This window comes from Paenarthrobacter sp. CAP02 (assembly GCF_040137855.1).
GTDB lineage: Bacteria > Actinomycetota > Actinomycetes > Actinomycetales > Micrococcaceae > Arthrobacter.
In genome coordinates this window covers 1-23631 of the sequence record NZ_JBEEII010000014.1, presented here as the reverse complement: position 1 = coordinate 23631, position 23631 = coordinate 1, and the positions used below count along the sequence as shown (strand labels likewise).

The following is a 23631-nucleotide window of genomic DNA, read 5'->3' as shown; positions in this document are numbered from 1 at the left end:
GCCCTGAAAGCCTAGGCGGGAATGAGCCCTGCAACCTCGGCCACCAGTTCAACCGAGCGAAGGCGTTCCTCGGTACCGATGCTCTGGTGCGCCACGATCAGTTCATCGGCATCGGCGAACGCCGCGAACTCGTCAAGGTAGTCGTGCACCACGTCAGGGGTGCCCACGGCGGAGAACTTCATCATTTGGGCAATGTGCTGCCCCTGTGGGGAGTCGAGGACCATGTCCGCTTCGTCGTCCGTGAACTCTCGGCCGCCGCCAAAGAAGAGCGAAACGCGGGCACGCTTAACTGCGAGATGGATGGCCTGCGCTTCGGCGTTGCTGTCCGCAGCAGTGACGTTCACGCCGGCGATCACATGTGGCTCGGACAACTGCTCCGACGGCTTAAACTCGCGCCGGTAAATGGCTACGGCGTCCTGCAAGGCGGCAGGCGCAAAGTGCGAGGCGAACGCGTAGGGCAGGCCGAGCTGGGCCGCCAACTGGGCACCAAAAAGGGATGACCCAAGGATGTACAGGGGAACGTTGGTGCCCTTGCCCGGGGTGGCTTCCACGCCTTGGATCCGGGTGGGTCCTGTCAGGTAGCCCTGCAGTTCCAGGACGTCCTGCGGGAACCTGTCCGAGGACGTGTGATCCCGGCGGAGGGCCCGCATGGTGTTCTGGTCGCTGCCGGGGGCGCGTCCCAGACCGAGGTCGATCCGGCCCGGGTGGAGGGTCTCCAAGGTTCCAAACTGCTCGGCTATGGTCAGCGGCGAGTGGTTCGGCAGCATGACGCCGCCGGCACCGAGGCGGATGGTGTTGGTGTGCGCTGCGACGTGTGCGATCAACACGCTCGTAGCGGAGGAAGCAATGGCCGACATGTTGTGGTGCTCGGCGTACCAAACACGGCGGTAGCCGAGTTCTTCGGCTTTCTGCGCCATGGCAACACTGCCCGCGAGGCTTTCCGCCACCGTCTGGCCCTTCCCGATGGTCGCCAGGTCGAGGATGGAAAGAGGAACAGTCACAAGAAAAGCCTTTCGGTACGTTTCGCGGTGCCGGCACGGTTGATTGCCGGCACTCTAGCGACAACCACCACAATGGCCGCCTTATTTCTGTGAGTTGCGTCGCGCCCCTTTTTTCCGCCTTGCTTGGCCTGTTTTGTGACCCCGTTCGACGCCCGATTAAGCGCCATGAACGCCTGTATCCCTGCGTTTCAGAGCGCTTTGACCCGGCTCTCGCAGCTACCGGATAGTTGCAGCCAACAGCACGCATCAGACCTCCCAATGAGGGAACACGAGGAGTAACCATGGCACGTTTTGCAGTCAAGACCGGCGTCACTGCGGCGCTGGCCGCTACCGCCCTGTTAGGGCTCGCGGCCTGCTCGGACCCGGGCGCGACGGCGGCCACCAACGCAACTGCCCCGTCGTCGAACGCTTCGTCCGGCTCCACGACCAAAGAGTTCAACCTGACGCCGCAGCAGGACCGCATCAAAGTCGCCGTCGACTCGGCTGCCGCCGCCCTGGTCCCCGATGCCATCAAGGCCGATGGCAAGTTGACGGTGGTGACCACGGGAGGCACCCCGCCCCTGAGCACGTTCGCCACGGACAACAAGACGCTCATCGGCAGCGAGGTGGATATCGCATACGCCGTGGGTGAGACCCTGGGCCTTCAGGTCGAAGTCCTTCCGGTGGCGTGGGCGGACTGGCCGTTGGGCGTTGAATCCGGCAAGTATGAGGCCGTTCTCTCCAACGTCACCGTCACTGAGGCCCGCAAGGAAAAGTTCGACTTCGCCACGTACCGCAACGACCTCCTGGGCTTCTACGCCAAGAGCGACTCGAACATCGGCGAGATCAAGGAAGCCAAGGACGTTGCCGGAAAGCGCATCATCGTAGGCTCCGGCACCAACCAGGAGGCCATCCTGGTGCGGTGGGACGAGGAGAACAAGAAGAACGGCCTGCAGCCGGTCGCCTTCCAGTATTACGACGACGACTCCGCCTCCCAGCTCGCCCTTCAGTCCGGCCGCGCGGACCTGACGTTTGGTCCCAATGCTTCGGCAGCTTACAAGGCAGCCAAGGACGGAAAGACCAAGCAAGTAGGCACCTTGGAAGGCGGATGGCCGTTGAAGGCCGAGATCGCGTTCACCACCAAGAAGGGCAACGGCCTGGCTGTAGCGGCCCAGGCTGCGCTGAACACCCTCATCAAGGACGGCGATTACGGCAAGATCCTGGACCGTTGGGGGCTGTCATCCGAGGCTATCCCGGCATCCGAACTGAACCCGGCGGGTCTGCCCAAGAAGTAGGACGCCAGCTGTGGCAGGGCAGACCTGCCGACGCCGAATCCCCGCCGGACACCATCCGGCGGGGATTCTTGCGCTGTGGCTCTGTTAGAAGTGCGCGGGATCAGTGTTGGCGCCGCAGAGAATGACCGCCACGGTTTCGCCGTCGTGCGGTTTATATGCTCCGGAGAGCAGCGCCGCGTAAGCCGCGGCGGCACCGTGCTCCACGACGATCCTGTGGTTCTCCCACAGGCTGCGCCGGGCCTGGATGATGTCCTCGTCACTGACAAGCACGCTGTGCACGCCGGTCCGCCGGGCAACCCCGAAGCCGATCTCCCCGATGCGCCGGGCGCCCAAGGAATCAGCGGCGATTCCGGAAACCGGCACGTCCACGGGTTGGCCTTGTGCGAGCGCTGTGTGCAGGGTGGGGACCGTCTCCGGTTCCACACCAACCACGCGTGCCCTGCCCTCGGTGGCGGCGGCGATCCCGCCTATCAACCCACCGCCGCCCACAGCGACCAGGATGGTGTCGACGTCGGGCAGTTCGTCCAGCAGCTCAAGCCCCACACCGCCGGCGCCGGCCACAATCTCGGGCTGGTCGTAGGCGTGGCAATAGACGGCGCCCTTCTCTTCCGCGAAACGAACGGCGGCCGCATAGGCGTCCGCGTATTCCGCTCCGCCCTGGATGACGGTGGCGCCGATGGCATAAAGCTTATGCACCTTGTTGGCCGGCGCGGATTCGGGGACGAACACCGTTGCTGGCACGCCCAGCTTGGCTGCGGCATAGGCGTTGGCCAGCCCGGCGTTACCTCCTGAGGCAACCACGATCCCGACGTCCGGATCCAGTTCGCCGTTTTCCTTCGCCGTCAGCAGGCGGTTGAACGCGCCGCGGGCCTTGAAGGAGCCTGTGTGTTGCATGTATTCGCATTTGAACCACAGGTGGTAGGGCTCGGCGCTTCCGCTTTCGGCCACAGGTGTGTGGCGGACCCAGCCTGATGTCCGGGCATAGGCGGCTTCGACTTCTTCGCGTGTGACCATGTGGGAGGCACCTTTCGTCCGTTTCATCCTAAGGTTGCCAAGGGGACGGCGCTGCCACGGGCTGTGAGCGCATAGGCTGGTTGGCATGGCTGATTTTGTGCTCCGTCCCTGCGTAGCCTCCGACGCTGCGTGGATCGCTGAGTTGCGTGCGGTGGTGATGCGTCCGGACCTTGAGCGGCTTGGGAGATACGATCCTGTGCGGGTACGTGAGCGCTTCCTGAAGGGATTCCAGCCGGAACATACTTCGGTGATCCATTCCGATGGGGTGGATGCCGGGGTGATCGCAGTCCGCCCGGAAGCGGATGCTCTGTGGATCGAACACTTCTACGTGGCTCCCGCCCATCAGGGCAAAGGACTTGGCGGGTCCGTGCTCCGTCACGTCATGGAAAGTTTGGCGGACCACCGGCCGTTCCGCCTGGACGTCCTGCAGGGCAGCCCTGCTCGGCGACTCTATGAACGCCATGGCTTCGTGCTGGAGTCCGAGGATCCCATCGACGTTTTCATGGTCTCTACCGCAACCCCCTGACTGGAGCACCCCCGGTGAGGTAGCCTCAGCACAAACCTACGCACCATCGATGCCGGCTTCCGGGGGGAAACAATGGGGATTGTTCGAGCGCGCACTGTCAGGTTTGCATCGGCGGCTGTCTTGGGGTTGGCGGCGGGATTGTTGGGCACCGGCCCTTCCGAAGCAGCTTCCCAGCCAACGCCGTCCATCGACGGCGTACCGTACGTGGGCGCCGAGATGCGCCGTCAGTACGACTACAGCTACAGCGGTTGCCGGAACCCTGACGGATCCGGCGACGGGATCACGCTTGAATGGTTGCGGGACGGTGTTCCCCTTCCCCAGGAGCGTCAAGGCGACGTCCTGAAAATCCTCCCGGAGGACAGGGACGGGCGGATATCGCTGCGGGTGCACCCGCTTACCCCAGGCCAGGCCGGTTGTCCCACAGGCACGCAATTGAGCGCGGAAACCCTGCCCGTCAAAGCCTCCAGCCGGGCGATGGGATGGACGGGGCGCGGCAACTTCGAGCCCCTGGCCCGGACCAATGACGGCAGGCTCATCCTTTACCCACGGTCCTACACGTACTACAAGGGCATGTGTGAAGGCCCCTGCCCTGCGTACAGAGGTTCCTGGGACGAACCCCAGCAGGTGGGGCAGGGTTGGAACGTCTTTGACATCGTGTTCTCCCCGGGCGACTTCGACGGCGACGGCTTCAACGATCTCCTGGGCCGGGACGCCGCGGGCAAGCTCTTCCTGTACCCCGGCGATGGCGAGGGCGGTTGGCTGCCCCGCCGCCAGGTGGGCCAGGGCTGGGGCGTCTTCAATACCATCGTGGGACCGGGTGACTTCAACGGCGATGGCACCAACGATGTGCTGGCCCGCGACACCGCCGGCGGCCTCTTCCTTTACCCTGGCGACGGCGAAGGTGGCTGGCTTGCGCCCGAGCAGGTGGGGTGGGGTTGGCAGATCATGAACAAGATCATCACAGGCGGTGATATGAACGCCGATGGTGCGGTGGATATCTTCGGCCGCGATCAGTATGGCCAGTTGTACCAGTATCCCACCGACGGCGAAGGCGGCTGGGAGCAGCCTGCACAGGTCGGCGTCGGATGGGAGTCGTTCACCATCCTGGCCGGGCTCGGCAGTTCCGGCCACTCCAAATACAACGAGATCTCTGCCGTTGACGCCGACGGCAACCTTCTCGGCTACACCACAGGCGCGTCAACCGGCGCGTTGTACGGCCCGTATGGGCCCATCGGCCGAGGCTGGAACGTCTTCAAGGAGCTGCTTTAGAGCGGCTGCCCCAGCACCGTCAACTGCAGGCTGATGGTCCCACGCGAAGGGTCGACGACGGCGGCAGTCGCCCCGCCGCCGTCGGGCGCCTGGCCGCGCCGGTCCGGCGTGAACCCAAACCAGCGACGGCAAAGCTGCAGCAAGAGGCCCGTTTTCACGAGACCCGTACCGACTCTTCGGACCGCACCGGCGTCTCCAGTCCAAGGTTTTCCCGCAGGGTGGTCCCGCGGTACTCCGTGGGGTACACGCCGCGTTCCTGGAGTTCGGGCACCAGGTGGTTCACGATGTCGTCCAGGCCGGTGGGGATGAGCCACGGCGAGATGTTGAACCCGTCCACGGCACCCACCCGTGCGTACTCGGCAAGGTGGTCTGCCACTGCTGAGTACGAACCTGTGAACGTTGAGTCGATGCGCGCCGTCTTGGAGGTGACGAAACCGCGGATGCTCAGGCCCTTGTCCTTGGCCTCGGCCCTCCACTGATCGGCGAGTTGCCGGGCCTTGGCGCCGTGGAAACCGCTGCCGCGGGTCTCTGACGTTTCCTCCACCACGGGATCGATCTCCGGGAGGGGACCGTCAGGATCGTAGGAGGACAGTTCGCGCCCCCAGAACTGTTCCAGATACGCGATGGCCTGTTGCGGACCGATCTGCAGGCTGCGGACCCAGGCCTTTTTCTCCTGCGCTTCCTGATCGGTCGCGGCGAGGATGAACTCGCTGGCAGGCATGATCTGCACGGCGTTGGCACCCCGTCCGGCAGCGACGGAGCGGCTCACGATGTCGCGACGGAACTCCACGGCATCATCGAACTTGGGGTGTGCCGAGAAGATCACGTCGGCTTGGCGGGCAGCGAAATCGCGGCCTTCGGGAGAGTCGCCCGCTTGGAAGAGCACCGGCCTGTACTGGGCGCTGCGCGGCAATCGCGGTGTGACGTCCACGGTGTAGTGCTGGCCCTCGTGCCTGACGTGACGGGCGGGACCGGTGGGTGTCTCCCACGAGTCCCAGATCCGCTTGGCCGTTTCCACAAAGGCTTCCGCGTGCTTGTAGCGGTCGGCATGGTCAAGGTACCCACCCCGGCGGAAGTTGGCCCCGGTCCAGGCGTTGTCCGTGGTGACCACGTTCCACGCGGCCCGGCCCCCGTAGATCAGGTCCAGCGACGACAAGCGGTGGGCCAGATCGGCGGGATCGTTGTACGTGGTGTTTTGGGTGGCAACGAGGCCGATGTTCCGGGTCACGGCGGCGAGCGCTGCGAGCATGGTCTGCGCATCGGGCCGGCCCACCACGTCCAGCGCATGGGGGCGCCCCAGGTGCTCGCGCAGCCGCAGTCCTTCGCCGAGGAAGAAGGCAGCAAACTTTCCGCGTTCGGCGGTCTGGACGATGTGGCGGAAAGACTCAAAGTCCGTTTGTGAGCCCGATTCTTCCGCTTTCCAGATGGTGCCAGAGTTGACGCCTTGGAAGAAGATGCCGAACTGGATCTGGCCGCTGGGCTGGAAAATGTCTCGTGTCATGGTGGTCCCCTACTTTCCGGCGGCGGTAGCCGCGGCAGATGTCAAATAGCGGTTCTCCGCCGGCCCCAGCCCCAACACGTCGCGGAACGACCCGTCCTGGATGGGCGCCCGCAGCGAACCACGGCGCCTGAGTTCCGGAAGGACCAGACGTGACAGTTCCTCCAGGTCCACGTCCACCTCAGCGGGGTGGACGCGAACGCCGTCGGCCTCCTGAAGAAGCGAGTCAAGAAGTTCCGTCAGGTCGGCTGCGGTGCCAGCGAACCGCGCGCGTCCGCTTTCCGTGGAAGCCGCCAAGCGCGCTGCGGCGTCCTGCCCGCGCGAGTCCAGGACGACGTCGAGCTCCGCGATGACCGCAACAGCGGCACCAAGCCGGGCCCGCACGTCCCGGATCTCGGCAGCCAGCAGCTCCGCGGTAGGCGCGGAGACGAGGACTGCGTCGACAGCATCCACGGGGACCAGGCCCTCGCCTACCAGCGACGCCGCAGCGAGCACAGGCAGCTGGCCCTGGAGGGGCCTCGGGATGATGGACGGACCCTTCACCGAATATGGTGTCCCGGCAAAGTCCGCGGGAGTTTCAAAGTCGACGTAGTGCAGCTTGTCGACGTCGATGTAGCGCCCGGTGGCGACGTCGCGGATCACGGCGTCGTCCTCCCAGGAATCCCACAAGCGGCGGCCGACCTCGATGGAGGCGGCAGCTTCCTGCGCCAGGACGTCACCTTCCACGGAGGTGCGTCCGACGGCGGCAGCTGACTCGGGCGATTCCGCGGCGGTAGCGATCCACCCGGCACGGCCACCGGAGACGTAGTCCAGGCTGGCGAGCTGGGTGGAGATGTGGAACGGCTCCGTGTAGACGGTGTCCACTTCCGGCACGACGGCGATGGTGCGGGTGATGGGCCCGGCGAAAGCTGCGCGCTGGAGTGCGTTGACCCGGCCGGCCGCCGGTGCGTCCTTGAATGTTGCCACGTGGAACCCGGCTGATTCTGCGGCGAGCACGGCACCTGCCAGGTTTGCGTAGCCCGCCCCGTCCAGTTCAATGGCCAGGAAACCGGCTTGGTTGATGTTGCTGCTCACTTCTGGTCCTGACGTTCGTAGGGGATCTTTTCGCCGGCTTCGATGGCCACCGGAAGCCGGTTTTCGGCCGGCGGCAGCGGGCAGGTTGCGAGGTCGGTGTAGGCGCACGGCAGGTTCACCGCGCGGTTGAAGTCCAGCTGAACGGTTCCGTCGGCTGCCGGGGTGACAGACAGCGAGCGGTTGGCGGCATACGTGGTCTTACCGGAGGTCTGGTCGGTGAACAGCACGGACAGCGATCCCGGCGCGTAGCCGTTGAACGCAGTCAGCGCCAGCTCCTCGCCGGCCAACTTGAAGCGGATCTGACCCGGCGCTTCATAGACATGCTGGATACCTTCCACCGCTGCGCCCACAGTGGTGGGGCGCGGCTGGTCGAAGGGAACAAACGTGCCCTCCACCGCGAAAGCTGCATTGGGAGTGTACGTGGGCGTGCCCTGGTACTGCAGCAGAAGGGCATTTTCCGGGTTGCGCGGCCGCACAATGTACTCGCCACCACGCTTGGCGACCTCGATCACGGTATCGCCGGAGACCAGGTTGATCCCGCCCCGTTCCTCGATGGGACCCAACGCGATGCTGCCGCTGAGCTGGACACCGTCCTGCTCCAGGCTTTCGCCCGGTTCCAGGACGACACGTACGACGTCGTCCTCCGCACTCCAGGTGCCGGGCGCGCCTTCCAGCCGGGTCGCCTCGCTGCTGAGCCAGTGCAGGTGGGTGACGGCAAGGAAGCCGTGCGGGCCGGCGCGGTGGCGTTCGTGGGCGTCGTGCCAGTCCTGCCAGTCCTGTTCAAAGGTTTCACGGGCAGTTTCAGTGTGCGTAGACATTTGCGGTGTCGCTCCTGTTCAAAGCGTGGTCGGCGGTGACTGCTGCTGCGGCATCCGGTTCGGTGGCCCCGGCGAACTCCGGGCGGCCACCGAAAGGATCCCCGGTTTCCCACAGCGTGGTAGGGGCTGCGGCGCGGACGGCCGGGATGACCTCGAATGCAAACCGCTCCAGGATCTCGAGTTGCTGTTCGAAGGGCAGGGTGGTGGGCAAGGAGATCGACTGGAGATCGTGGCTGTACAAGGAGTGGTAGCTAAGGATCTTGTCAATCACCTGTTCCGGGCTGCCCACTAACGCCGGGCCCTCGGCGACTGCGTGCTGGATATCCCGGAAAGGCGAGTTGTTCCCTGGAACGTTGCGCCCGGCGGTCAGGCCCTCATAGACAGGGCCATACTGGCGGATGGCTTCCTGGGTGGTGTCCGCGATGAACACTCCACCTGCGCCGCTGCCCGAGCCAAGGTACTGGTGCCGTGGATCGTGGCCGTGGCGCTCGTACTCTTCCCGGTAGTGGTCGATCAGGACCTTGTAGTTTTCCCGGGGCTGGATGGCGTTGGCCGTGAACAGCGGATCGCCCCACTTAGCTGCGAGCCCAGCTGATGTCAGCGTTGTAGCCGAGCCGTGCCAAATCCGGGGCGACCCCGCAAAGGGGCGTGGCGTCGTCGTCGTTGGTTCGGTGAGTGCGGGCCTGAAGCGGCCGGACCAAGTGACACTTTCCTTGCGCCATAACGTGCGCAGCAGCGCATACTTTTCGGCGAGCAGGTCCCATTGATCGTCCAGGTTTAGGCCGAATAACGGGTACTGCAGCACCTCGTTGCCCTTGCCAATCACCAGTTCCAGGCGTCCACGGCTCAGCTGGTCGATCGTGGCGTAGTCCTCGGCCACCCGCACGGGATCCAGCACGGAGAGCACTGTGACACCGGTCTGGAGGCGGATGCGGCTGGTGACGGCGGCGATCGCGGCGAGGACCGTCGTCGGGGATGACGAGACGAACTCGCCGGCGTGGCGTTCCCCCACGGAGAAGCTGTCGAAGCCGAGCTCCTCTGCGCGGCGGGCCGTCTCCACTACCTGGTTGAGCCGATCAGCGGTGGAGACGATGTCCCCCGTCACCGGATTCTTCAGGTGCGGGATGATGTCCAGGACCTGGAACTTCATTTGCCGGTGCCGAACGTCGCTTCGGTGACGGTCTTCGATTCCGTCACGGCTTCTTCGGAAAGGCCCCAGCGCTCCAGGACCTTGGCGTAAGAGCCGTCCTTGATGGTGGAGTTCAGTGCATCGGTGATGGCCGGGGCCAGTCCGTTGCCCTTGAGCGTGGTGGCGGCAACCAGGGTTTCAGCGGGCCAGCCGGCGTTGACCTTCCCCACTACCTTGAGGTCGTCGCGTGTGTTTTCGCGGTACGTCACTGACGGGTAGGGAGCGAGGTTCAGGTCCGTGCGGCCGGAGGACAGCGCCAGGATGGTGTCCGCGTCGGAGGAGTAGTACTGCAGCGTGGCCGGTGCTTTGCCCTTGGCTTCGAGTTCCTTGTTCCACGCCAGCAGGATCTTCTCCTGGTTGGTGCCGGACCCTACGGAGACCTTCAGGCCGGAAATGTCATCCGAACCCTTGATGTCGTAGCTTGAGCTCTTCTTCGCTTCAAACCCCATGTAGGCGGCGCGGTACGTGGAGAAGTCGAACAACTTCACGCGGGCGGCGTTGATGCCCACGTTGGAGAACACAGCCTCGAAGTCGCCTGACTGCGTCTTCAGTGGCCAGTTCTCCCACGAGGTCACCTGGAGGTCCAGTTCCAGGCCGAGTTTGTCGGCCACGAGCTGGGCGATGTCCACCTCCACGCCGATGGGGGTCTTGTCATCCGTGGCGTGGAAGGACAGCGGGATGGAGCCCTCCGTGGTGGCCACGGTCAGCTTGCCGTCTTTGGCGATGGCGGCAGGTACCTTGGCGGACGCTGCGGCGTCCTTCTCATCTCGGATCCGGTTCTGGTCAACAGAGGTGTTGTATACAATGCCGTTCTTGGCGGCCGCCGATTCCGGCTTGGCTGCCGACGCTCCGGGATCGGAGCAACCGGCCAGCACGGGAAGCACGACGGCGGGAAGTACAGCGAGTGCCAGAAGGCTGCGTTTGGTGGGGCGCAGCTTGGTTTCATGTGCGGCGACGGCGGAGGTAGTGCGAAGCATGGAGTGTCCTAGATGTTGAAAGCTGGTTCGATGACTTTGGAGAAGAAGCTCCGAGTGCGTTCCTCGCGCGGGTTGGCGAAGATCTCCTGGGGTGAACCGGATTCGATGATCAACCCGTCGTCCATGAAGACCACGGTGTCTGCCACGTCCCGGGCAAAGCCCATCTCATGGGTCACGATGATCAGCGTGGTCCCGGACTTGGCCAGTTCCCGGATGACGTCCAGGACCTCATTGACCAGCTCAGGGTCCAGTGCGGAGGTGGGCTCGTCGAACAGCAGAATTTTGGGGTCCAAAGCCAGCGCACGGGCAATGGCGACGCGCTGCTGCTGGCCACCGGAGAGCTGCCGGGGGTAGGCGTCGGCACGGTCCTTCAAGCCCACCCGGTCCAGGAGTTCCAGCCCGCGTTTCCGGGCTTCGGCCTTGGAGCGTTTCTGCGCCACGATCGGCGCCTCAATGACGTTCTCCAGGGCTGTGAGGTGCGGGAACAGGTTGAAGCTCTGGAACACCATGCCAATGTTGGTGCGCTGCTTGAGGATGTCCTTCTCGCGCAGTTCGTGGAGCTTGTTGCCGCGCACCTCGTAGCCCACCAGTTCGCCGTCGATGGTGATGTATCCGCCGTCGACTTTTTCGAGGTGGTTGATGGTCCGCAGAAGCGTGGATTTGCCGGACCCGGACGGTCCGACGATCACAGCCACGCCACCAGGCTGCACGGTGAGGGAAACTCCCTTGAGGACCTCGGTGGCGCCGAAGGACTTCCGGACGTTGGCGATATCGACCTGGCCGCGGGTGCCGGCCTTGGCCTGGGCTGAGTCGTTGGCTGCCTGGGCTGACCCGGTAGCGCCCACGGTTTCGCGGGATTCGCCGGCAGCCTCCCCGGCTGCGGTTTCAGCGGCAGCCTGTGCCGCCGTCGTTTTCTGCTTGCGTGCGGCGATGATGCTCATCGGGCGTCCTTCGTGGGGGAAGCGGCAACGTGGGTGGCGAAAAACTTCCGGGCCTTCTGCAGCGGCGTGAGCGGCAAGGTCCGGAGGGCGCCCTTGGAGAAGTGGCGCTCAATGTAGTACTGGAAGACGCTCAGCACGGAGGTGATCACCACGTACCAGAGGGTGGCAACCAGGAGCAGCGGGAGCACCTGCTGGGTCCGGTTGTAGATGACCTGGACGGTATAGAAAAGTTCGGAGTAGGCCAGGACGTAGACGATCGATGTGCCCTTGACCAGGCCGATGATTTCGTTGAAGGCATTGGGCAGGATGGCGCGCATGGCCTGCGGCAGCACGATCCGGGTGGAACGCTTCCACGCCGGGATACCCAAAGCCGATGCTGCTTCCAACTGGCCCTGGTCCACGGAGAGAATGCCGCCGCGGATGATCTCCGCGGAGTAGGCCGCCTGGTTCAGGGTGAGGCCAAGCACAGCAGCGGCGAACTGGCTGATGAGCGTGGTGGTCTGGGCCTCGAAGAAGCGGACGTCCGTGAAGGGGATGCCCAGGCTGATCTTCTCGTACAGGTAGCCCAGGTTGTACCAAAGGAGGAGCTGGACCAGCAGCGGTGTGGAGCGGAAGATCCAGGAGAACGTCCAGGACACTGAAACCAGCAAAGGCGAGGCAGACAAGCGCATGAGGGCAAGGATGAACCCGAGCACAAAGCCCAGGACGCCGGAGATGGCCGTGAGCTTAAGGGTCTCCACCAAACCGTTGACAACGGACTGCGCGGTGAACCATTGGGCCACCACGCCCCACTCCCAACGGGGGTTGGTCACCAGCGACCAGGCGATGGCCGCAACGCCGGCGGCAACCAGCACGGTACCCACCCAACGCCAGGGGTGACGGGCCGGGACCAGCTTGTATTCGGAGTAGTCCGGGGTGGGCGGTGCGGTGTCCGCCGTGGCAGGCGGTGCTATTGCACTCATGCGCCACCTCATTTCAGATCGGTTGTTGTCTAGTGGATGGCTGCCAATCTATGGGCGCGCCGAAGCCGCCAGCAAGGCGGGAATTTGCACTTCTTCACTGGACTTCGCGGGGCTTCGCAAGGCTTCGCACGGCGTCACAATCACTGTCATCAAGCGCCATATGCGTCGGGATTTTGCGTGCCTTAACGCGGTGTTACGCGTGGTGAACGGCCGTTACCCGCTCCTCGACCCGCGTGCTCCGAGGTCCCTAGATTGGACTGCACCAACCACTGTTTGCCAGGAGATCCCATGCCGTCACGAGTTCCCGCCCTCGCCTTCATTGGCGGCGGTCCGCGCACGGCCGGCGTCCTGGAACGGCTGGCAGCCAACCGCCCCGCGTTGTTCGACGGCCCCTTGGACATCCACGTCATCGAGCCGCATCAGCCGGGCTCGGGCAGGATCTGGCGCTACGACCAGGACCCCGGTCTCCTGCTCAACTCAACGGCAGCGGACGTCACCATGTTCACTGACGCGTCGGTGGCGTGCGATGGACCCTCCGTCGATGGGCCGGGCCTCGCAACCTGGGCCGCGGGGGTACTGGATGGCACCATCCGCGACGTTCCAGCGCTGGAGCCGCACCTGCTCGCACAGCTCCGCTCGCTGACGCCGTCGTCCTTTCCCACCAGGCAACTCCAGAGCAAGTACCTTGAATGGTTCTTCCGTCGGGCTGTCTCTTCGCTCGGCACAGAAGTGACGGTCACGGTCCATCAGGACACGGCAACCGCCGTCGAACGCGCTTCCGACGACGGTTCCCACCACGTGAAGCTGGCTTCCGGTGCTGGGGTGGCCGCCGACGTCGTGGTCTACGCGCTCGGCCACACCGACTCCTTGCTGGATCCCGAGTCCGCCCGCCTCAGCGATTTCGCTGCCACCCACGGCGGGTTCCATGCGCCGCCGTCGTACACCACTGATGTGGACTACTCCGCCGTGGAAGCAGGCCAGGACGTGATTGTCTCCGGAATGGGGCTCGCGTTCGTTGACCTGCTGGTGTTGTTGTTCGAAGGTCGCGGCGGAAGGTTCGAGGAAAGGCCCGACGGCGAACTCGACTACGTGCCATCCGGCGCCGAACCCCGGGTCTGGGCAGGGTCGCGGCGCGGGGTGCCGTATCACTCCAAGATCTCCTCGGAGCTGCGCGGCGAGCCGATTGCCCGGCCCCGGTATTTCACTGCAGAGGCTGTCCAGTCGTTGTTGGCCGAGCATCAGGAGCTCGATTTCCGCACCCAACTGTGGCCCCTGATCGCGAAGGATGCCGGCTACGCCTACTACCGGGAACTGTTCACCGGGTACCCGTCACGGGTGTTGGGAACGTGGGAGAGCTTCGAAGCGCACTTTGACGCCGTCCAGTGGTACAGCTCGGCACGGGAAGAGCTGGTGGCCGTATCCGTGCCGGATCCGGCCCTCCGGCTGGATCTGGAGAAGCTCGACCACCCGTTGAGCGGCTGCGCTTTCGCCGACCATGACGCCGTGCAGCGTTCGGTGGCCGCGTACATCCAGAACGACCTCAACCTCCGCACCAGCAGCGACCACTCCGAAACCCTCGCACTGTTCACCGCGTTGTTGTTTGTCTACATGGATCTGGGCCGGCTTGTCCCGCAGGAGCGGCTCAACGCCCGCTCGCAGCAGGCTATCCACGGCTGGTGGCACGGCTTCTTCAGCTTCGTTGACTCCGGGCCCCCTTCCCACCGCCTCCGCGAAATGCTTGCGCTGCACAGGGCCGGGCTCCTGAAATTCCTGGGCCCGGGCATGTGGGTTCGCGCTGATGAATCCCTTGGCCGGTTCGTCGCGGGCTCCTTCCAGTCCCCCGTGGTGGTTGACTCGTCCGCATATATCGAGGCGCGGTTGCCCTCGGCGTCGGTGGAACGGTCCGCCAACCCTGCCCTGCTGCACCTGCACGACGCCGGATGGGGAACCGAACAGCGGCTGCTCACCTCCGAAGGAACCCACTCAACGGGGAAACTCCTGGTTTCCGGGAATCACGAAGTATTGTCCCCCGTTGGTATTCCACAGAAGGGCTTGTTTGCGGTGGGACCATGGACTTCCGGTTGGGGCGCGGGCGCCTTTGCCCGTCCCAACACCAACGCAGCTCCGTTCCGGGAAAATGACGCCCTGGCGCGGAGGATCCTGTCCGCGGTTGCCGCCGTCCCCGCGCTCCAACCCAACTAGTTCGCAGCTGTGACCTGGTTGGTATCCGTTCACGAAAGGCATGACATGACCACTTCGCCGCCCCTCTCGACGTCGGACATCACCGTCCTGAGCCTGCCAATGGACGATCCTCGCGTCCGCCCGCTCCTGGACGAGCTCGCCGTCGAATATGAGACGCGCTACGGGAATCTGTTCAGCAGTGAGGGCGCGGCCGAGGAACTCAACCGTTACCCTGCCGAAGAGTTCGCGGCTCCGCACGGTGCGCTCATCATCCTCCAGGAGAACGGCGAATCAGTGGCCGGCGGCGCCTTCCGCCGTTATGACCAGGACACCGCCGAACTCAAGAGGATTTGGACGCACTCAGCGCATCGCCGTCGCGGCCTGGCACGGCGGGTGCTCCTTGAGCTCGAAGCCGAGGCCCTGCGCCGCGGCTACTCCAAGCTCTACCTGACCACGGGTCCCCGGCAGCCGGAGGCCAAAAACCTGTACCTGGCCACAGGGTATACGGCACTGTTCGACCTCGCCGCAGACCCCGAAGAAATCAAGCATTTGGCTTTCAGCAAGGATCTTGCCGCGCACAGCTAAGCTATGCGCATGGCCAACAAAACCACTGCCGAAAAACTAGCCACCATCCAGCAGGGCTACACCCTGGAAGGTGCCACCATTGAGCTTGGTGCAGCGATCGTGGACGGCGAAGTCCACAAGGAGGCGCAGGTCCGCCTCCCGCTGGCCATGATGAACCGGCACGGTCTGGTGGCCGGCGCCACCGGTACCGGCAAGACAGTCACGCTTCACATGATCGCCGAACAGCTTTCGACGGCGGGTGTCCCGGTTTTCCTCGCCGACATCAAAGGCGACCTGTCCGGGCTGGCGACGCCCGCAACCGGGAGCGAGAAACTGACAGCCCGTACCTCTGCGCTGGGCCAGGACTGGTCCGCGAAGAACTTCCCCGTTGAGTTCCTGTCGCTCGGTGGCGACGGCAACGGCATCCCGGTCCGCGCCACCATTACCTCTTTCGGGCCCATCCTGCTCTCGCGCATCATGGACCTCAACGACACCCAGGAGTCCAGCCTCCAGCTGATCTTCCACTTCGCCGACCAGAAAAACCTTGAACTGATCGACCTCAAGGACCTCCGTGCCGTCATCCAGTTCCTCACCTCCGACGAGGGCAAAGCGGAGCTCGAAAACCTGGGCGGCCTCTCCAAAGCCACGGCCGGCGTGATCCTGCGCGAACTGGTGGGATTGGAAGCACAGGGCATGGAGAAATTCTTCGGCGAACCGGAGTTCGATACCGCCGAGTTGCTCCGCACAGCACCGGACGGCCGCGGAGTGGTCAGCTGCCTGGAACTCCCGACGCTGCAGACCAAGCCCCTGCTGTTTTCAACCTTCCTGATGTGGCTCCTCGCCGACCTCTTCGAAGACCTGCCCGAAGCCGGCGACCTGGACAAGCCCAAGCTGGTCTTCTTCCTGGACGAGGCCCACCTGCTCTTCAACGACGCTTCCAAGGCGTTCCTTGAAGCCATCACCACCACGGTCCGGCTCATCCGGTCCAAAGGCGTGGGCATCTTCTTCGTCACCCAAACTCCCAAGGACGTTCCCGCCGACATCCTGGGCCAGCTGGCCAACAGGGTGCAGCACGCCCTGCGGGCCTTCACCCCCGAGGATGCCAAGGCGCTCAAAGCCACGGTGTCCACGTTCCCGGTCAGCGACTACGACCTGGAGAAAACACTGACTTCCGCCGGCATCGGCGAAGCTGTCATCACCGTCATGAACGAAAAAGGAGCTCCCACGCCTGTTGCCCTGACCCGGCTCCGGGCGCCCGAGTCCGTCATGGGACCCAGCACTGACGAGCTCATCCGGAGCACGGTGGCTGCGTCCGCGCTGTTGTCGAAGTACGGTACCGCCGTGGACAACGTCTCGGCGTACGAGAAGCTGAACGGCCAGGTTGCCGCCTCCACAGGCGACCCCGCACCGGGCCTGCCGCCCGCGCCGGCTTCCTCCACGGGAACATCGCAGGCAGACATCGACGCCGAAGCCCGCCGTATTGAGGAGGAAATCCTCGGCCGTCCAAGCTCCCGGCCTTCCACCCCCGAGTCCTACCCGGCCCCGCCCATGCCGGCCCCTCCCGCGCCTGCCCCGGCACCCGCCCCACAGGACGGAATGTTCGGTGACATCGCCGGCGCCTTGGGAGGTGCGTTGGGCGGTGGCCTCAAGAGCATGGTCCGGTCCATGGGCACCCAGCTTGGCCGTGACCTCATGAGGGGTGTCTTCGGCACCTCCTCGCGCCGGCGTCGCTAACCCTCTTCGCCGGGCCCGGGCGGCGGCACCATAAGCTGCCGCCCGCCGTCGTGCCTTCTCCACACGGTGGACATAAGTCGCTCCGACGCCTTCGTGCACAGTGATTTCGGCTGCGGCAGGTAACGTAAAGGGCGTGCAGTTGAGTCAAGCGATGGTCAGGACCGCAGCCGGGTGGCTGCTCGGTCTGATGCTTGCTGCCGCCGGAGCCATAGTATGCATCAACCTGGTGAGCTCCTCGGTGGCCAGTCCCCAACAGCCCGTCAAGGAATACCTCCAAGCCCTGCAAAAGGGTGACGGCGCACAAGCACTGGGGCTGCTGAGGGCCAAAGTTCCCAGCGCCAACGCCGCAATGCTCGACGGAACCGCGTTACAAACCGCCGCCTCCAAGATGTCAGACGTCAAGGTGGGGAACCCCGAATCCCGTGGCAGCAACCGGATGGCCGTACCCGTGGAATACACCCTGGACGGCAACCGACTCCACACCGAATTCCTGATGGAGCGCACCGGAACCCAGTGGCTGTTCTTCACCAAATGGGCCTTCGTGCCCACCACCTTGCCCACCATTGACGTCACGGTAGTCAATGCCAGCGAAGCGACGCTCAACGGTGTCCCCGTCAACATGCCCAACGGCCACAACACCTTCGCCGTCTTTTTCCCCGGCAAATACGAAGCAAGCCTGAACGGCACCTATTTCGAGGCTCCTCCTGCGTCGGCGCTCGTTTCAACGCGCGACGGCGGAACAGCCCCCCTGAACCTCTTGACGCGGTCCACGAAGGCCATGAATGACGCCGTCGCGGGCAAAGTCAAGGAGTTCCTGGACACGTGCGCCGTCCAGGCGACGGAACAGCAACGCCTCCAGCCGGACTGCCCCTTCTACCACGTCAGTAATGCCCGGGTAGTGGACGGAACCATCAAATGGGCCATCACGGAATACCCCAAGGTCACCATTGAGCCCTTTGGCGGCAAGTGGGTCGTAGCGCCTTTGAATGGCAAGGCAACGCTGACCGCCCGCGAAATCGACCTCTTTACGGGCGCAGGCAAAGACCTCAGCGTTGAGCACGACTTCAGCTTCACCACCCAGTTGGACGTCAGCGGCGACACCGTGACGGTGACGCCCATGCTGACGTTCTGAGGCCTGTCCGTGGGTTCTTAGTCCATGCCGCGGAGGTCCAGCACCAACTCGGACTCGCCATCGGCCTGCAGGACCACGGGAATGCCCCAATCCTGCTGATAGAGGTGGCACGCAGCGTGGTCCGGGATTTCGCCGTCTTCGGTCTCGGGTCCATCACACGCGGCAGCACGTGCCGTGATGTGCAGGATGCCCTCGGGAACGTCGGCAGACAGTTCAAGGGTACGGAGCAAGCCCACCGACGTCCCTCCACCTGAAACCAGCAGCTCAGGGGGTGTGGAGGAGATCTTCAACTGCGTCGGGTCACCCCAGCGATCGTCAAGCTTCTGGCCTGTGGGGGCCTTGAACCGCACGGCAAGCTCAAGGTTTCCCGGCATGACAGGGCTCTTGGGGCGGTGCGTTTGCGACGCGCCCTCGTCCACCTGCTGGGCTTCCTTCGGGATGGGAACCAGGACCAGCTGGTGCTTGTTCGACTCCACCACGACAAGCAACGGCTCGCTGCCTTCCACCTGAACCACGACGACGTCGCTCGGCTCGGCGAGGCCCCTCGCCAACGTGGAGACGGACTTGGCGACGGGGTCGTACCGTCGAACGGCGCCGTTGTACGTATCGGCAATGGCCACTGAACCGTCAGGGAGGACCGTGACGCCCAAGGGGTGCTGGAGACGGGCCTCCGCGAAGTCACCGTCGCGGAACCCGAAGTCGAACAGGCCCTTGCCTACAGCGGTCTCGACGGTCACGCCGGAGTCGCTGAGAACCAGGCGGCGCAGGGAGGACGTCTCAGAATCGGCAACCCAGATGTTGTCGTCCGCGTCGATCGCAAGGCCGGACGACTGGGCGAACCAGGCTTCCTCGGCTTTGCCGTCCAACAGGCCTTCAAGCCCGGAACCGGCAAGGATCGAAACCTCGTTGGTCAGGGGGTCGAAAGCGAAAATCTGGTGGGTTCCGGCCATCGCAATGACGACCTTCTGCAGCTTCTGGCTCCAGACCACATCCCAGGGCGAGGACAGGGAAACTTCAGTGCCAAGTCCCAGTGCTCCGACGTCCACGGAGTCCGCCGCAAAGTCGGCCGGACCGTCGTCGTGGTGTTCGGACCACGTACCCGCACCCGAGTCGGTGACCCGGGCGGGACCGGCGTCCAGCAGGCGCTGCACTCCGTTGCCCGCAACGGTTTGCACATAGCCGGAACTGAGCGTCACTCCGCGCAGCCGGTGGTTGACCGTATCGGCCACCACGGCGTCGTATCCGAGCTTCCATGCGAGCTCAGACGGGAGCAAAGCTACGCCCTGCGGCTCGTTGAACTGAGCGATCTCAGCTTGTCCGTCCAAGTAGCCTTTGGTCCCCGAGCCAATAACGCGCTCCACGGTCTCAAGGTCCGGGCGGAGCTCCACCAGCCGGTGGTGGCCGGAGTCCACTACGAGGTAGTTGCCATTGGCCAGTTGGGTGGCCTTCCCGGGGAAGCGCAACGTGCCCGACGTCGGCTCCGGCGCCACGTATGGACCGTTGCCGCGGTGCAGGGTTCCCTTGGCTTCGTGCTCGGCTACGAGCTCCTCCAGGAGCACGGCAAGGCCGCCTGCGTGGCCCTCGCCCGACAGGTGGGCAACAATGTAGCCCTCCGGATCGACCACGACGAGCGTTGGCCACGCGCGGGCCGTGTAGGCCTTCCAGGTGGCAAGCTCAGGGTCGTCAAGGACCGGGTGGTGGATTTCGTAGCGTTCAACGGCTGATGCCAGGGCCACCGGATCGGCCTCATGTTCGAACTTGGGCGAGTGCACGCCTACCGTCACCAGGACGTCCGAGTACTTTTCCTCGAGCGGGCGGAGCTCATCCAGGACGTGCAGGCAATTGATGCAGCAGAACGTCCAGAAGTCGAGCAGCACGATCTTTCCCCGCAGGGATTCGAGATCCAGTGACTTGCCGCCCGTGTTGAGCCAGCCGCGGCCCTCCAGTTCGGAGGCCCGGACCCGGAGTTGGGTGCGTACGGTTTCGCTCATCAGCGTCCTTCCAGCTTGGTTTGTGGTTCAGTCTGCCCGGCGGGGTCCGTGGTGGGGTCCGTCCGGGCAGGTTGCGTGCTCCGGCCCGCCATCTTGGCGTCACGATCAGCCAGGCGGGCAAACATATCGTTGTAAGCACTGAGATCGGCGTCGTTATTCCTGTCGGCCGCCCGGTCCACCCTGCGGGTCTCGCGCTCATCGGAACGGGACCACATGACAGCCACCCCGATCGCCACCAGCAGCGTGGGTATCTCGCCGATGCCCCAGGCCACGGCTCCACCCAGTTGTTGGTCTCCCAAGGCCGACGGGCCCCACGCACGGCCGAGGTTTCCGAAGTAGTCCGCGGCGAGCAGGCCCGTACCACCCATGATGGCCACGCCGAAGAAGGCGTGGAAGCCCATCGTGGCCAGCAGCAGAAGCAGGCGCATTGGATAAGGGGCACGGCGCGGCAGCGGGTCGCTGCCGATCATGCTGAGCACGAAGATGTATCCGGTCAGCAGGAAGTGGACATTCATCAGCTCGTGGCCAACGTGCTCGCGCATCGCCAGGCCGAAGAGATCCGAGTAATAGAACAAAACGATCGACCCTGCGAAGTTCGCTGCGGCGAACAGCGGGTGGGTGACGATCTGCGAGAACCTGGAGTGGACAAACAACAGCAACCACTCGCGCAGTCCCCGGGAGCCCAGGGCTCCTTCGCCCCTGGCCGGGAGGGCGCGCAAGGCGAGGGTTACCGGCGCCCCGAGGACCAGGAAGATCGGCGCCACCATGGTGAGGGCCATGTGGTCCACCATGTGCGCAGAGAAGAGCACCCTGCCGTAGACAGCGGGCGGACCTGACGTGATGTACGTGAGTACAACCAAGCCGATCGTCCAGTTCGCAGCCCGGAACCAGGACCACTTGTCTCCACGCTTGCGGACCTTCACGACGCCCATGACGTACGTGACTGCGCCAAAGAGCGCTACACCTACCCACAGCCAGTCGAAACGCCACTCAGTGAGCCACCGCTCGGGCGTCAGTTCGGCTGGCAACTCGTAGCCGGAGAGGATGAACGACGGCGACGCGTCCGGCGCGTAGGTGGTGGGCTGCGGTGGTGCCGAGCGCCCAAGCGCAACGGCGAGGCCCGACGTCGCACCCATCACGAGCAGTTCAACCAGCACCAACTGCCACAGCACGCGGCGCGCGGACATGGAACCGCCCTTGCCGAGCTGGGGGATAACCCACTGACGGTGCATGAAACCAATGCCGCCCAAGACCAGGGTGGCCAGCGCCTTGGCGACGATCAGCTGGCCGTAAGGCGAACCGAAAAGGTCCGCCGGGTTGGTGACCCGGATGGCTGCGTTGATGACACCCGAGGCGAACACAAGAACGAACGCGAAGCCTGCCAGGGCGGAGAAGCGCCGGAGGGTTTGCTCCGTGATGTCCGGGCGCCCTTGGCTTCGTGAACCCGTGAGGAGTCCTGACAGGACGGCGAGCATGATGATGCCACCCACCCATGTTGAGACTCCCACCAGGTGAAGGCCCAGGGAGTTGATGGCACCTTCATGGTCGCTGGAGCTTGAAGAGTGCCCAATGAGGGCAGTAGGAACGAGACCAATAAGGGCCAAAAGAAGAGTGAAAGCCAGGCCCGTCAACGACCTGACGCCGAACAGTGCCGTGGTGACCACTGCGGCGATAATGGTGACCGCGAGCCACGCCTTACCGGTGTCGATGTCGGTCATGAAATACACCAACGCCCGAGTGAACTCGGCGTCACCGGAGAGTCCCTGGCCAGCGACATCCGCGTACGTCAAAACGAGAACCGCTACGGCCGACAACGTCCAGGCGGCACCGGCGGCCGCAGCAACTCCAAGGGCCCGGGTAAACGCCGGATGCTCCGGAGCGTCCAGGTCCTTCTCCCGTGACCGGGAGCCGCCGAGGTTCTTGGGCAGGATGCCGACGGCGAAGATCAGCCCACCCACGACGGTGGCCACAGAAATGTTGTGTACGGCTTTTGCAATGGGAAGACCCCATCGGACCAGAGCGCCGGGATCGGAGACCTGCCGGGCTGCGGCAGCTCCGGAGAAGATCAGTGCCCCGGCCAGAACCAGGAACAAGACCGCCAAGCCGGCCAGCTGCCATGGAATGGAAATTCCCGCGACGGAGTCACCTCCACGCGTTCCCGGCTTGGGAACGGGCGAAGGGGCAGTTGCGGAGCTTCTTGCTGACGGCACCTATCCATTGTCCGCTACCCGCTCCCGGGCTGCGAATCGTAAGGGGCGCTATGTGCATTAACTAACAGCAAAAGGGACGGCAACCATCAGGTTGCCGTCCCTTCAAGGCGTTCGCCGAAGAGTAATTACTTCTTCTTGGCGACAGCTGCCTTCAGCTTGGAGCCAGCGGTCAGCTTGACGCTGTGGCCGGCTGCGATCTGGATGGTTTCGCCGGTCTGCGGGTTGCGGCCGGTGCGAGCTGCACGGTCGGTGCGCTCAACTGCGAGCCAGCCCGGGATGGTGATCTTTTCGCCAGCGGCGACAGAAGTCTCGAAAACCTCGAACAGTGCATCGAGCACGGAGTTGACTGCTGCCTGGCTGGTGCCAGCCTTGCCTGCTACCTCTGCAACGAGTTCACTACGGTTCTTAGCCATTTACGTCCTCCTGGACTCATACGTTTTTGAGCTTTCAAGCGGAATGCGAGCAAGCCACTGTTCGAAAACTTACCAGCTTGGGCAGCCATGGCCAGCAAATTCCGCGTGTTTCCGCGCCTTTTTGACCAAAATCACCGCAATTTAGGGGTTTTTGGGACCGCTTTACGCCCTTGGCGTACCCTTCGCCGTCGGCAGGGAGCCGTCGTCCGGTCCTGTCAGAACAGGATGCGTTGGAAGAGGACGTGATCCTGCCACGTACCGGCGATCTGAAGATACTCTGGCGCCATCCCGATCCGCTCGAACCCGGAGCGCTTGAGTACCGCCTGCGAGGCCAGGTTGTGGACCAGGGTCGCGGCTTGCACGCGATGGAGTCCCAACTCATCCGCAGCCATGGTCAGGACATGACCCACGGAGGCAGATGCCAGGCCTCTGCCCGTGAACTCCTGGTCAATCCAATACCCCATGTTCGCGCTGAGAAACGGTCCGCGGACGAGGCCGGAGAGCGTGATTCGGCCGATGACCCGCTGGCCCGCGGTAATGACCCAGGGCACCTCGCTGCCGGCAGCGAACAGGTTTAGTTTGGCTTCCACGTCCTTGGCCTGTCCAGCAGCGCCAAAGAACTCCTCGCTCCGTTGCGGGTCCCAGGGGGCCAGGTGCTCCCGGTTCCGTGTGTAGGCCGCCGCCAAGGGGCCGGCATCCTGGAACTCCAACGGGCGCAAGGTCAATGGCCCGCGTCCGTCCGCGGTGTCGGCGGAGTCAAAGGGGATGTTCCGGGTGAGATTCATCCCATGACAGTACCTGAGCTGTTGGGGTGTTAAATGGGGGGAGCCCCGACCGTCGTGGTCGGGGCTCCCCCTTGTTAA

Annotated in this window: 21 protein-coding genes; 7 read left to right on the top strand and 14 right to left on the bottom strand. The window is 64.3% G+C overall.

Translation table 11 applies throughout. The features are described from left to right. Nucleotides 1-11 precede the first annotated feature (11 nt). Nucleotides 12-1001 carry an LLM class flavin-dependent oxidoreductase gene (locus ABHM97_RS19340; protein WP_284987969.1) on the bottom strand — a complete coding sequence of 330 codons (990 nt, stop codon included), beginning with the start codon at nt 999-1001 and terminating at the stop codon, nt 12-14. Nucleotides 1002-1282: 281 nt separating this feature from the next. Between ABHM97_RS19340 and ABHM97_RS19335 the strand changes: the two genes are divergently transcribed. Then, a complete protein-coding gene (locus ABHM97_RS19335) occupies nt 1283-2275 on the top strand; it encodes an ABC transporter substrate-binding protein (RefSeq protein ID WP_235517930.1) in 993 nt (330 codons plus the stop codon). An 84-nt stretch (nt 2276-2359) separates the two neighbouring features. On the opposite strand, the gene ABHM97_RS19330 is transcribed toward ABHM97_RS19335, so the two are convergent. After that, nucleotides 2360-3289 (bottom strand): threonine/serine dehydratase, encoded by a 930-nt coding sequence (locus ABHM97_RS19330; RefSeq protein ID WP_349471890.1) that lies wholly within the window; start codon nt 3287-3289, stop codon nt 2360-2362. Between the two features lie 85 nt (nt 3290-3374). Between ABHM97_RS19330 and ABHM97_RS19325 the strand changes: the two genes are divergently transcribed. Together ABHM97_RS19325 and ABHM97_RS19320 are read left to right on the top strand one after the other, a co-directional pair. Continuing rightward, nucleotides 3375-3815, top strand: a complete 441-nt coding sequence (locus ABHM97_RS19325) for a GNAT family N-acetyltransferase (RefSeq protein ID WP_349471889.1) — start codon at nt 3375-3377, stop codon at nt 3813-3815. 72 nt (nt 3816-3887) lie between these two features. Beyond that, the gene (locus ABHM97_RS19320; protein ID WP_349471888.1) at nt 3888-5084 is read left to right on the top strand and encodes an FG-GAP repeat domain-containing protein; all 1197 of its coding nucleotides are present in this window, start codon (nt 3888-3890) and stop codon (nt 5082-5084) included. Here the strand turns inward: ABHM97_RS19320 and ABHM97_RS19315 are convergent. The 8 genes from ABHM97_RS19315 to ABHM97_RS19280 are packed head-to-tail and all read right to left on the bottom strand — an operon-like array spanning nt 5081 to nt 12543. Next, nucleotides 5081-5242, bottom strand: a complete 162-nt coding sequence (locus tag ABHM97_RS19315; RefSeq protein ID WP_349471887.1) for a hypothetical protein — start codon at nt 5240-5242, stop codon at nt 5081-5083. The genes ABHM97_RS19320 and ABHM97_RS19315 overlap by 4 nt on opposite strands. Beyond that, entirely contained in the window at nt 5239-6585 is a 1347-nt protein-coding gene (locus ABHM97_RS19310) for an NtaA/DmoA family FMN-dependent monooxygenase (RefSeq protein WP_349471886.1), read from the bottom strand. Before ABHM97_RS19310 ends, ABHM97_RS19315 begins: the two co-directional genes overlap by 4 nt. 9 nt (nt 6586-6594) lie before the next feature. Further along, on the bottom strand, nt 6595-7656 hold the full coding sequence (locus ABHM97_RS19305) for an LLM class flavin-dependent oxidoreductase (RefSeq protein WP_349471885.1): 1062 nt from the start codon (nt 7654-7656) through the stop codon (nt 6595-6597). Continuing rightward, complete coding sequence (locus ABHM97_RS19300) at nt 7653-8474, bottom strand: DUF1684 domain-containing protein (protein WP_349471884.1); 822 nt, start codon at nt 8472-8474, stop codon at nt 7653-7655. Before ABHM97_RS19300 ends, ABHM97_RS19305 begins: the two co-directional genes overlap by 4 nt. Next, nucleotides 8458-9624, bottom strand: a complete 1167-nt coding sequence (locus tag ABHM97_RS19295) for an LLM class flavin-dependent oxidoreductase (protein WP_349471883.1) — start codon at nt 9622-9624, stop codon at nt 8458-8460. The genes ABHM97_RS19300 and ABHM97_RS19295 overlap by 17 nt, the downstream gene beginning before the upstream one ends. Further along, the gene (locus ABHM97_RS19290) at nt 9621-10640 is read right to left on the bottom strand and encodes an ABC transporter substrate-binding protein (RefSeq protein WP_349471882.1); all 1020 of its coding nucleotides are present in this window, start codon (nt 10638-10640) and stop codon (nt 9621-9623) included. Before ABHM97_RS19290 ends, ABHM97_RS19295 begins: the two co-directional genes overlap by 4 nt. Before the next feature lie 8 nt (nt 10641-10648). Next, nucleotides 10649-11581, bottom strand: coding sequence for an amino acid ABC transporter ATP-binding protein (locus ABHM97_RS19285; protein ID WP_349471881.1), 933 nt, complete (start codon nt 11579-11581; stop codon nt 10649-10651). Next, nucleotides 11578-12543 (bottom strand): amino acid ABC transporter permease, encoded by a 966-nt coding sequence (locus ABHM97_RS19280; RefSeq protein ID WP_211713550.1) that lies wholly within the window; start codon nt 12541-12543, stop codon nt 11578-11580. The genes ABHM97_RS19285 and ABHM97_RS19280 overlap by 4 nt, the downstream gene beginning before the upstream one ends. A 288-nt stretch (nt 12544-12831) precedes the next feature. On the opposite strand from ABHM97_RS19280, the gene ABHM97_RS19275 reads away from it, so the two are divergent. The 4 genes from ABHM97_RS19275 (at nt 12832) to ABHM97_RS19260 (ending at nt 18154) form a co-directional block, all read left to right on the top strand. Continuing rightward, complete coding sequence (locus ABHM97_RS19275) at nt 12832-14745, top strand: FAD/NAD(P)-binding protein (protein WP_284987960.1); 1914 nt, start codon at nt 12832-12834, stop codon at nt 14743-14745. A gap of 45 nt (nt 14746-14790) precedes the next feature. Then, nucleotides 14791-15309, top strand: a complete 519-nt coding sequence (locus ABHM97_RS19270; RefSeq protein ID WP_349471880.1) for a GNAT family N-acetyltransferase — start codon at nt 14791-14793, stop codon at nt 15307-15309. Between the two features lie 9 nt (nt 15310-15318). Then, nucleotides 15319-17022 carry a helicase HerA-like domain-containing protein gene (locus ABHM97_RS19265; protein ID WP_235517948.1) on the top strand — a complete coding sequence of 568 codons (1704 nt, stop codon included), beginning with the start codon at nt 15319-15321 and terminating at the stop codon, nt 17020-17022. Nucleotides 17023-17173: 151 nt separating this feature from the next. Beyond that, complete coding sequence (locus ABHM97_RS19260) at nt 17174-18154, top strand: hypothetical protein (RefSeq protein WP_257369715.1); 981 nt, start codon at nt 17174-17176, stop codon at nt 18152-18154. A 17-nt stretch (nt 18155-18171) separates the two neighbouring features. Here the strand turns inward: ABHM97_RS19260 and ABHM97_RS19255 are convergent, their stop codons facing one another. The 4 genes from ABHM97_RS19255 to ABHM97_RS19240 form a co-directional block, all read right to left on the bottom strand. Continuing rightward, entirely contained in the window at nt 18172-20145 is a 1974-nt protein-coding gene (locus tag ABHM97_RS19255; protein WP_349471879.1) for an NHL domain-containing thioredoxin family protein, read from the bottom strand. Continuing rightward, nucleotides 20145-22355 (bottom strand): bifunctional copper resistance protein CopD/cytochrome c oxidase assembly protein, encoded by a 2211-nt coding sequence (locus ABHM97_RS19250; RefSeq protein ID WP_502921311.1) that lies wholly within the window; start codon nt 22353-22355, stop codon nt 20145-20147. The genes ABHM97_RS19255 and ABHM97_RS19250 overlap by 1 nt, the downstream gene beginning before the upstream one ends. Before the next feature lie 125 nt (nt 22356-22480). Next, the gene (locus tag ABHM97_RS19245; RefSeq protein ID WP_011776355.1) at nt 22481-22768 is read right to left on the bottom strand and encodes an HU family DNA-binding protein; all 288 of its coding nucleotides are present in this window, start codon (nt 22766-22768) and stop codon (nt 22481-22483) included. Between the two features lie 215 nt (nt 22769-22983). Beyond that, nucleotides 22984-23553 carry a GNAT family N-acetyltransferase gene (locus tag ABHM97_RS19240; RefSeq protein WP_349471878.1) on the bottom strand — a complete coding sequence of 190 codons (570 nt, stop codon included), beginning with the start codon at nt 23551-23553 and terminating at the stop codon, nt 22984-22986. Nucleotides 23554-23631: the final 78 nt, after the last annotated feature.

What these genes read in the sequence shown, in the direction of transcription:
- ABHM97_RS19335 (WP_235517930.1), top strand. Translation starts at nt 1,283, where the DNA reads ATGGCACGTTTTGCAGTCAAGACCGGCGTCACTGCGGCGCTGGCCGCT.
- ABHM97_RS19330 (WP_349471890.1), bottom strand. Translation starts at nt 3,289, where the DNA reads ATGGTCACACGCGAAGAAGTCGAAGCCGCCTATGCCCGGACATCAGGC.
- ABHM97_RS19325 (WP_349471889.1), top strand. Translation starts at nt 3,375, where the DNA reads ATGGCTGATTTTGTGCTCCGTCCCTGCGTAGCCTCCGACGCTGCGTGG.
- ABHM97_RS19320 (WP_349471888.1), top strand. Translation starts at nt 3,888, where the DNA reads ATGGGGATTGTTCGAGCGCGCACTGTCAGGTTTGCATCGGCGGCTGTC.
- ABHM97_RS19310 (WP_349471886.1), bottom strand. Translation starts at nt 6,585, where the DNA reads ATGACACGAGACATTTTCCAGCCCAGCGGCCAGATCCAGTTCGGCATC.
- ABHM97_RS19300 (WP_349471884.1), bottom strand. Translation starts at nt 8,474, where the DNA reads ATGTCTACGCACACTGAAACTGCCCGTGAAACCTTTGAACAGGACTGG.
- ABHM97_RS19295 (WP_349471883.1), bottom strand. Translation starts at nt 9,624, where the DNA reads ATGAAGTTCCAGGTCCTGGACATCATCCCGCACCTGAAGAATCCGGTG.
- ABHM97_RS19290 (WP_349471882.1), bottom strand. Translation starts at nt 10,640, where the DNA reads ATGCTTCGCACTACCTCCGCCGTCGCCGCACATGAAACCAAGCTGCGC.
- ABHM97_RS19285 (WP_349471881.1), bottom strand. Translation starts at nt 11,581, where the DNA reads ATGAGCATCATCGCCGCACGCAAGCAGAAAACGACGGCGGCACAGGCT.
- ABHM97_RS19280 (WP_211713550.1), bottom strand. Translation starts at nt 12,543, where the DNA reads ATGAGTGCAATAGCACCGCCTGCCACGGCGGACACCGCACCGCCCACC.
- ABHM97_RS19275 (WP_284987960.1), top strand. Translation starts at nt 12,832, where the DNA reads ATGCCGTCACGAGTTCCCGCCCTCGCCTTCATTGGCGGCGGTCCGCGC.
- ABHM97_RS19270 (WP_349471880.1), top strand. Translation starts at nt 14,791, where the DNA reads ATGACCACTTCGCCGCCCCTCTCGACGTCGGACATCACCGTCCTGAGC.
- ABHM97_RS19265 (WP_235517948.1), top strand. Translation starts at nt 15,319, where the DNA reads ATGGCCAACAAAACCACTGCCGAAAAACTAGCCACCATCCAGCAGGGC.
- ABHM97_RS19260 (WP_257369715.1), top strand. Translation starts at nt 17,174, where the DNA reads ATGGTCAGGACCGCAGCCGGGTGGCTGCTCGGTCTGATGCTTGCTGCC.
- ABHM97_RS19255 (WP_349471879.1), bottom strand. Translation starts at nt 20,145, where the DNA reads ATGAGCGAAACCGTACGCACCCAACTCCGGGTCCGGGCCTCCGAACTG.
- ABHM97_RS19245 (WP_011776355.1), bottom strand. Translation starts at nt 22,768, where the DNA reads ATGGCTAAGAACCGTAGTGAACTCGTTGCAGAGGTAGCAGGCAAGGCT.
- ABHM97_RS19240 (WP_349471878.1), bottom strand. Translation starts at nt 23,553, where the DNA reads ATGAATCTCACCCGGAACATCCCCTTTGACTCCGCCGACACCGCGGAC.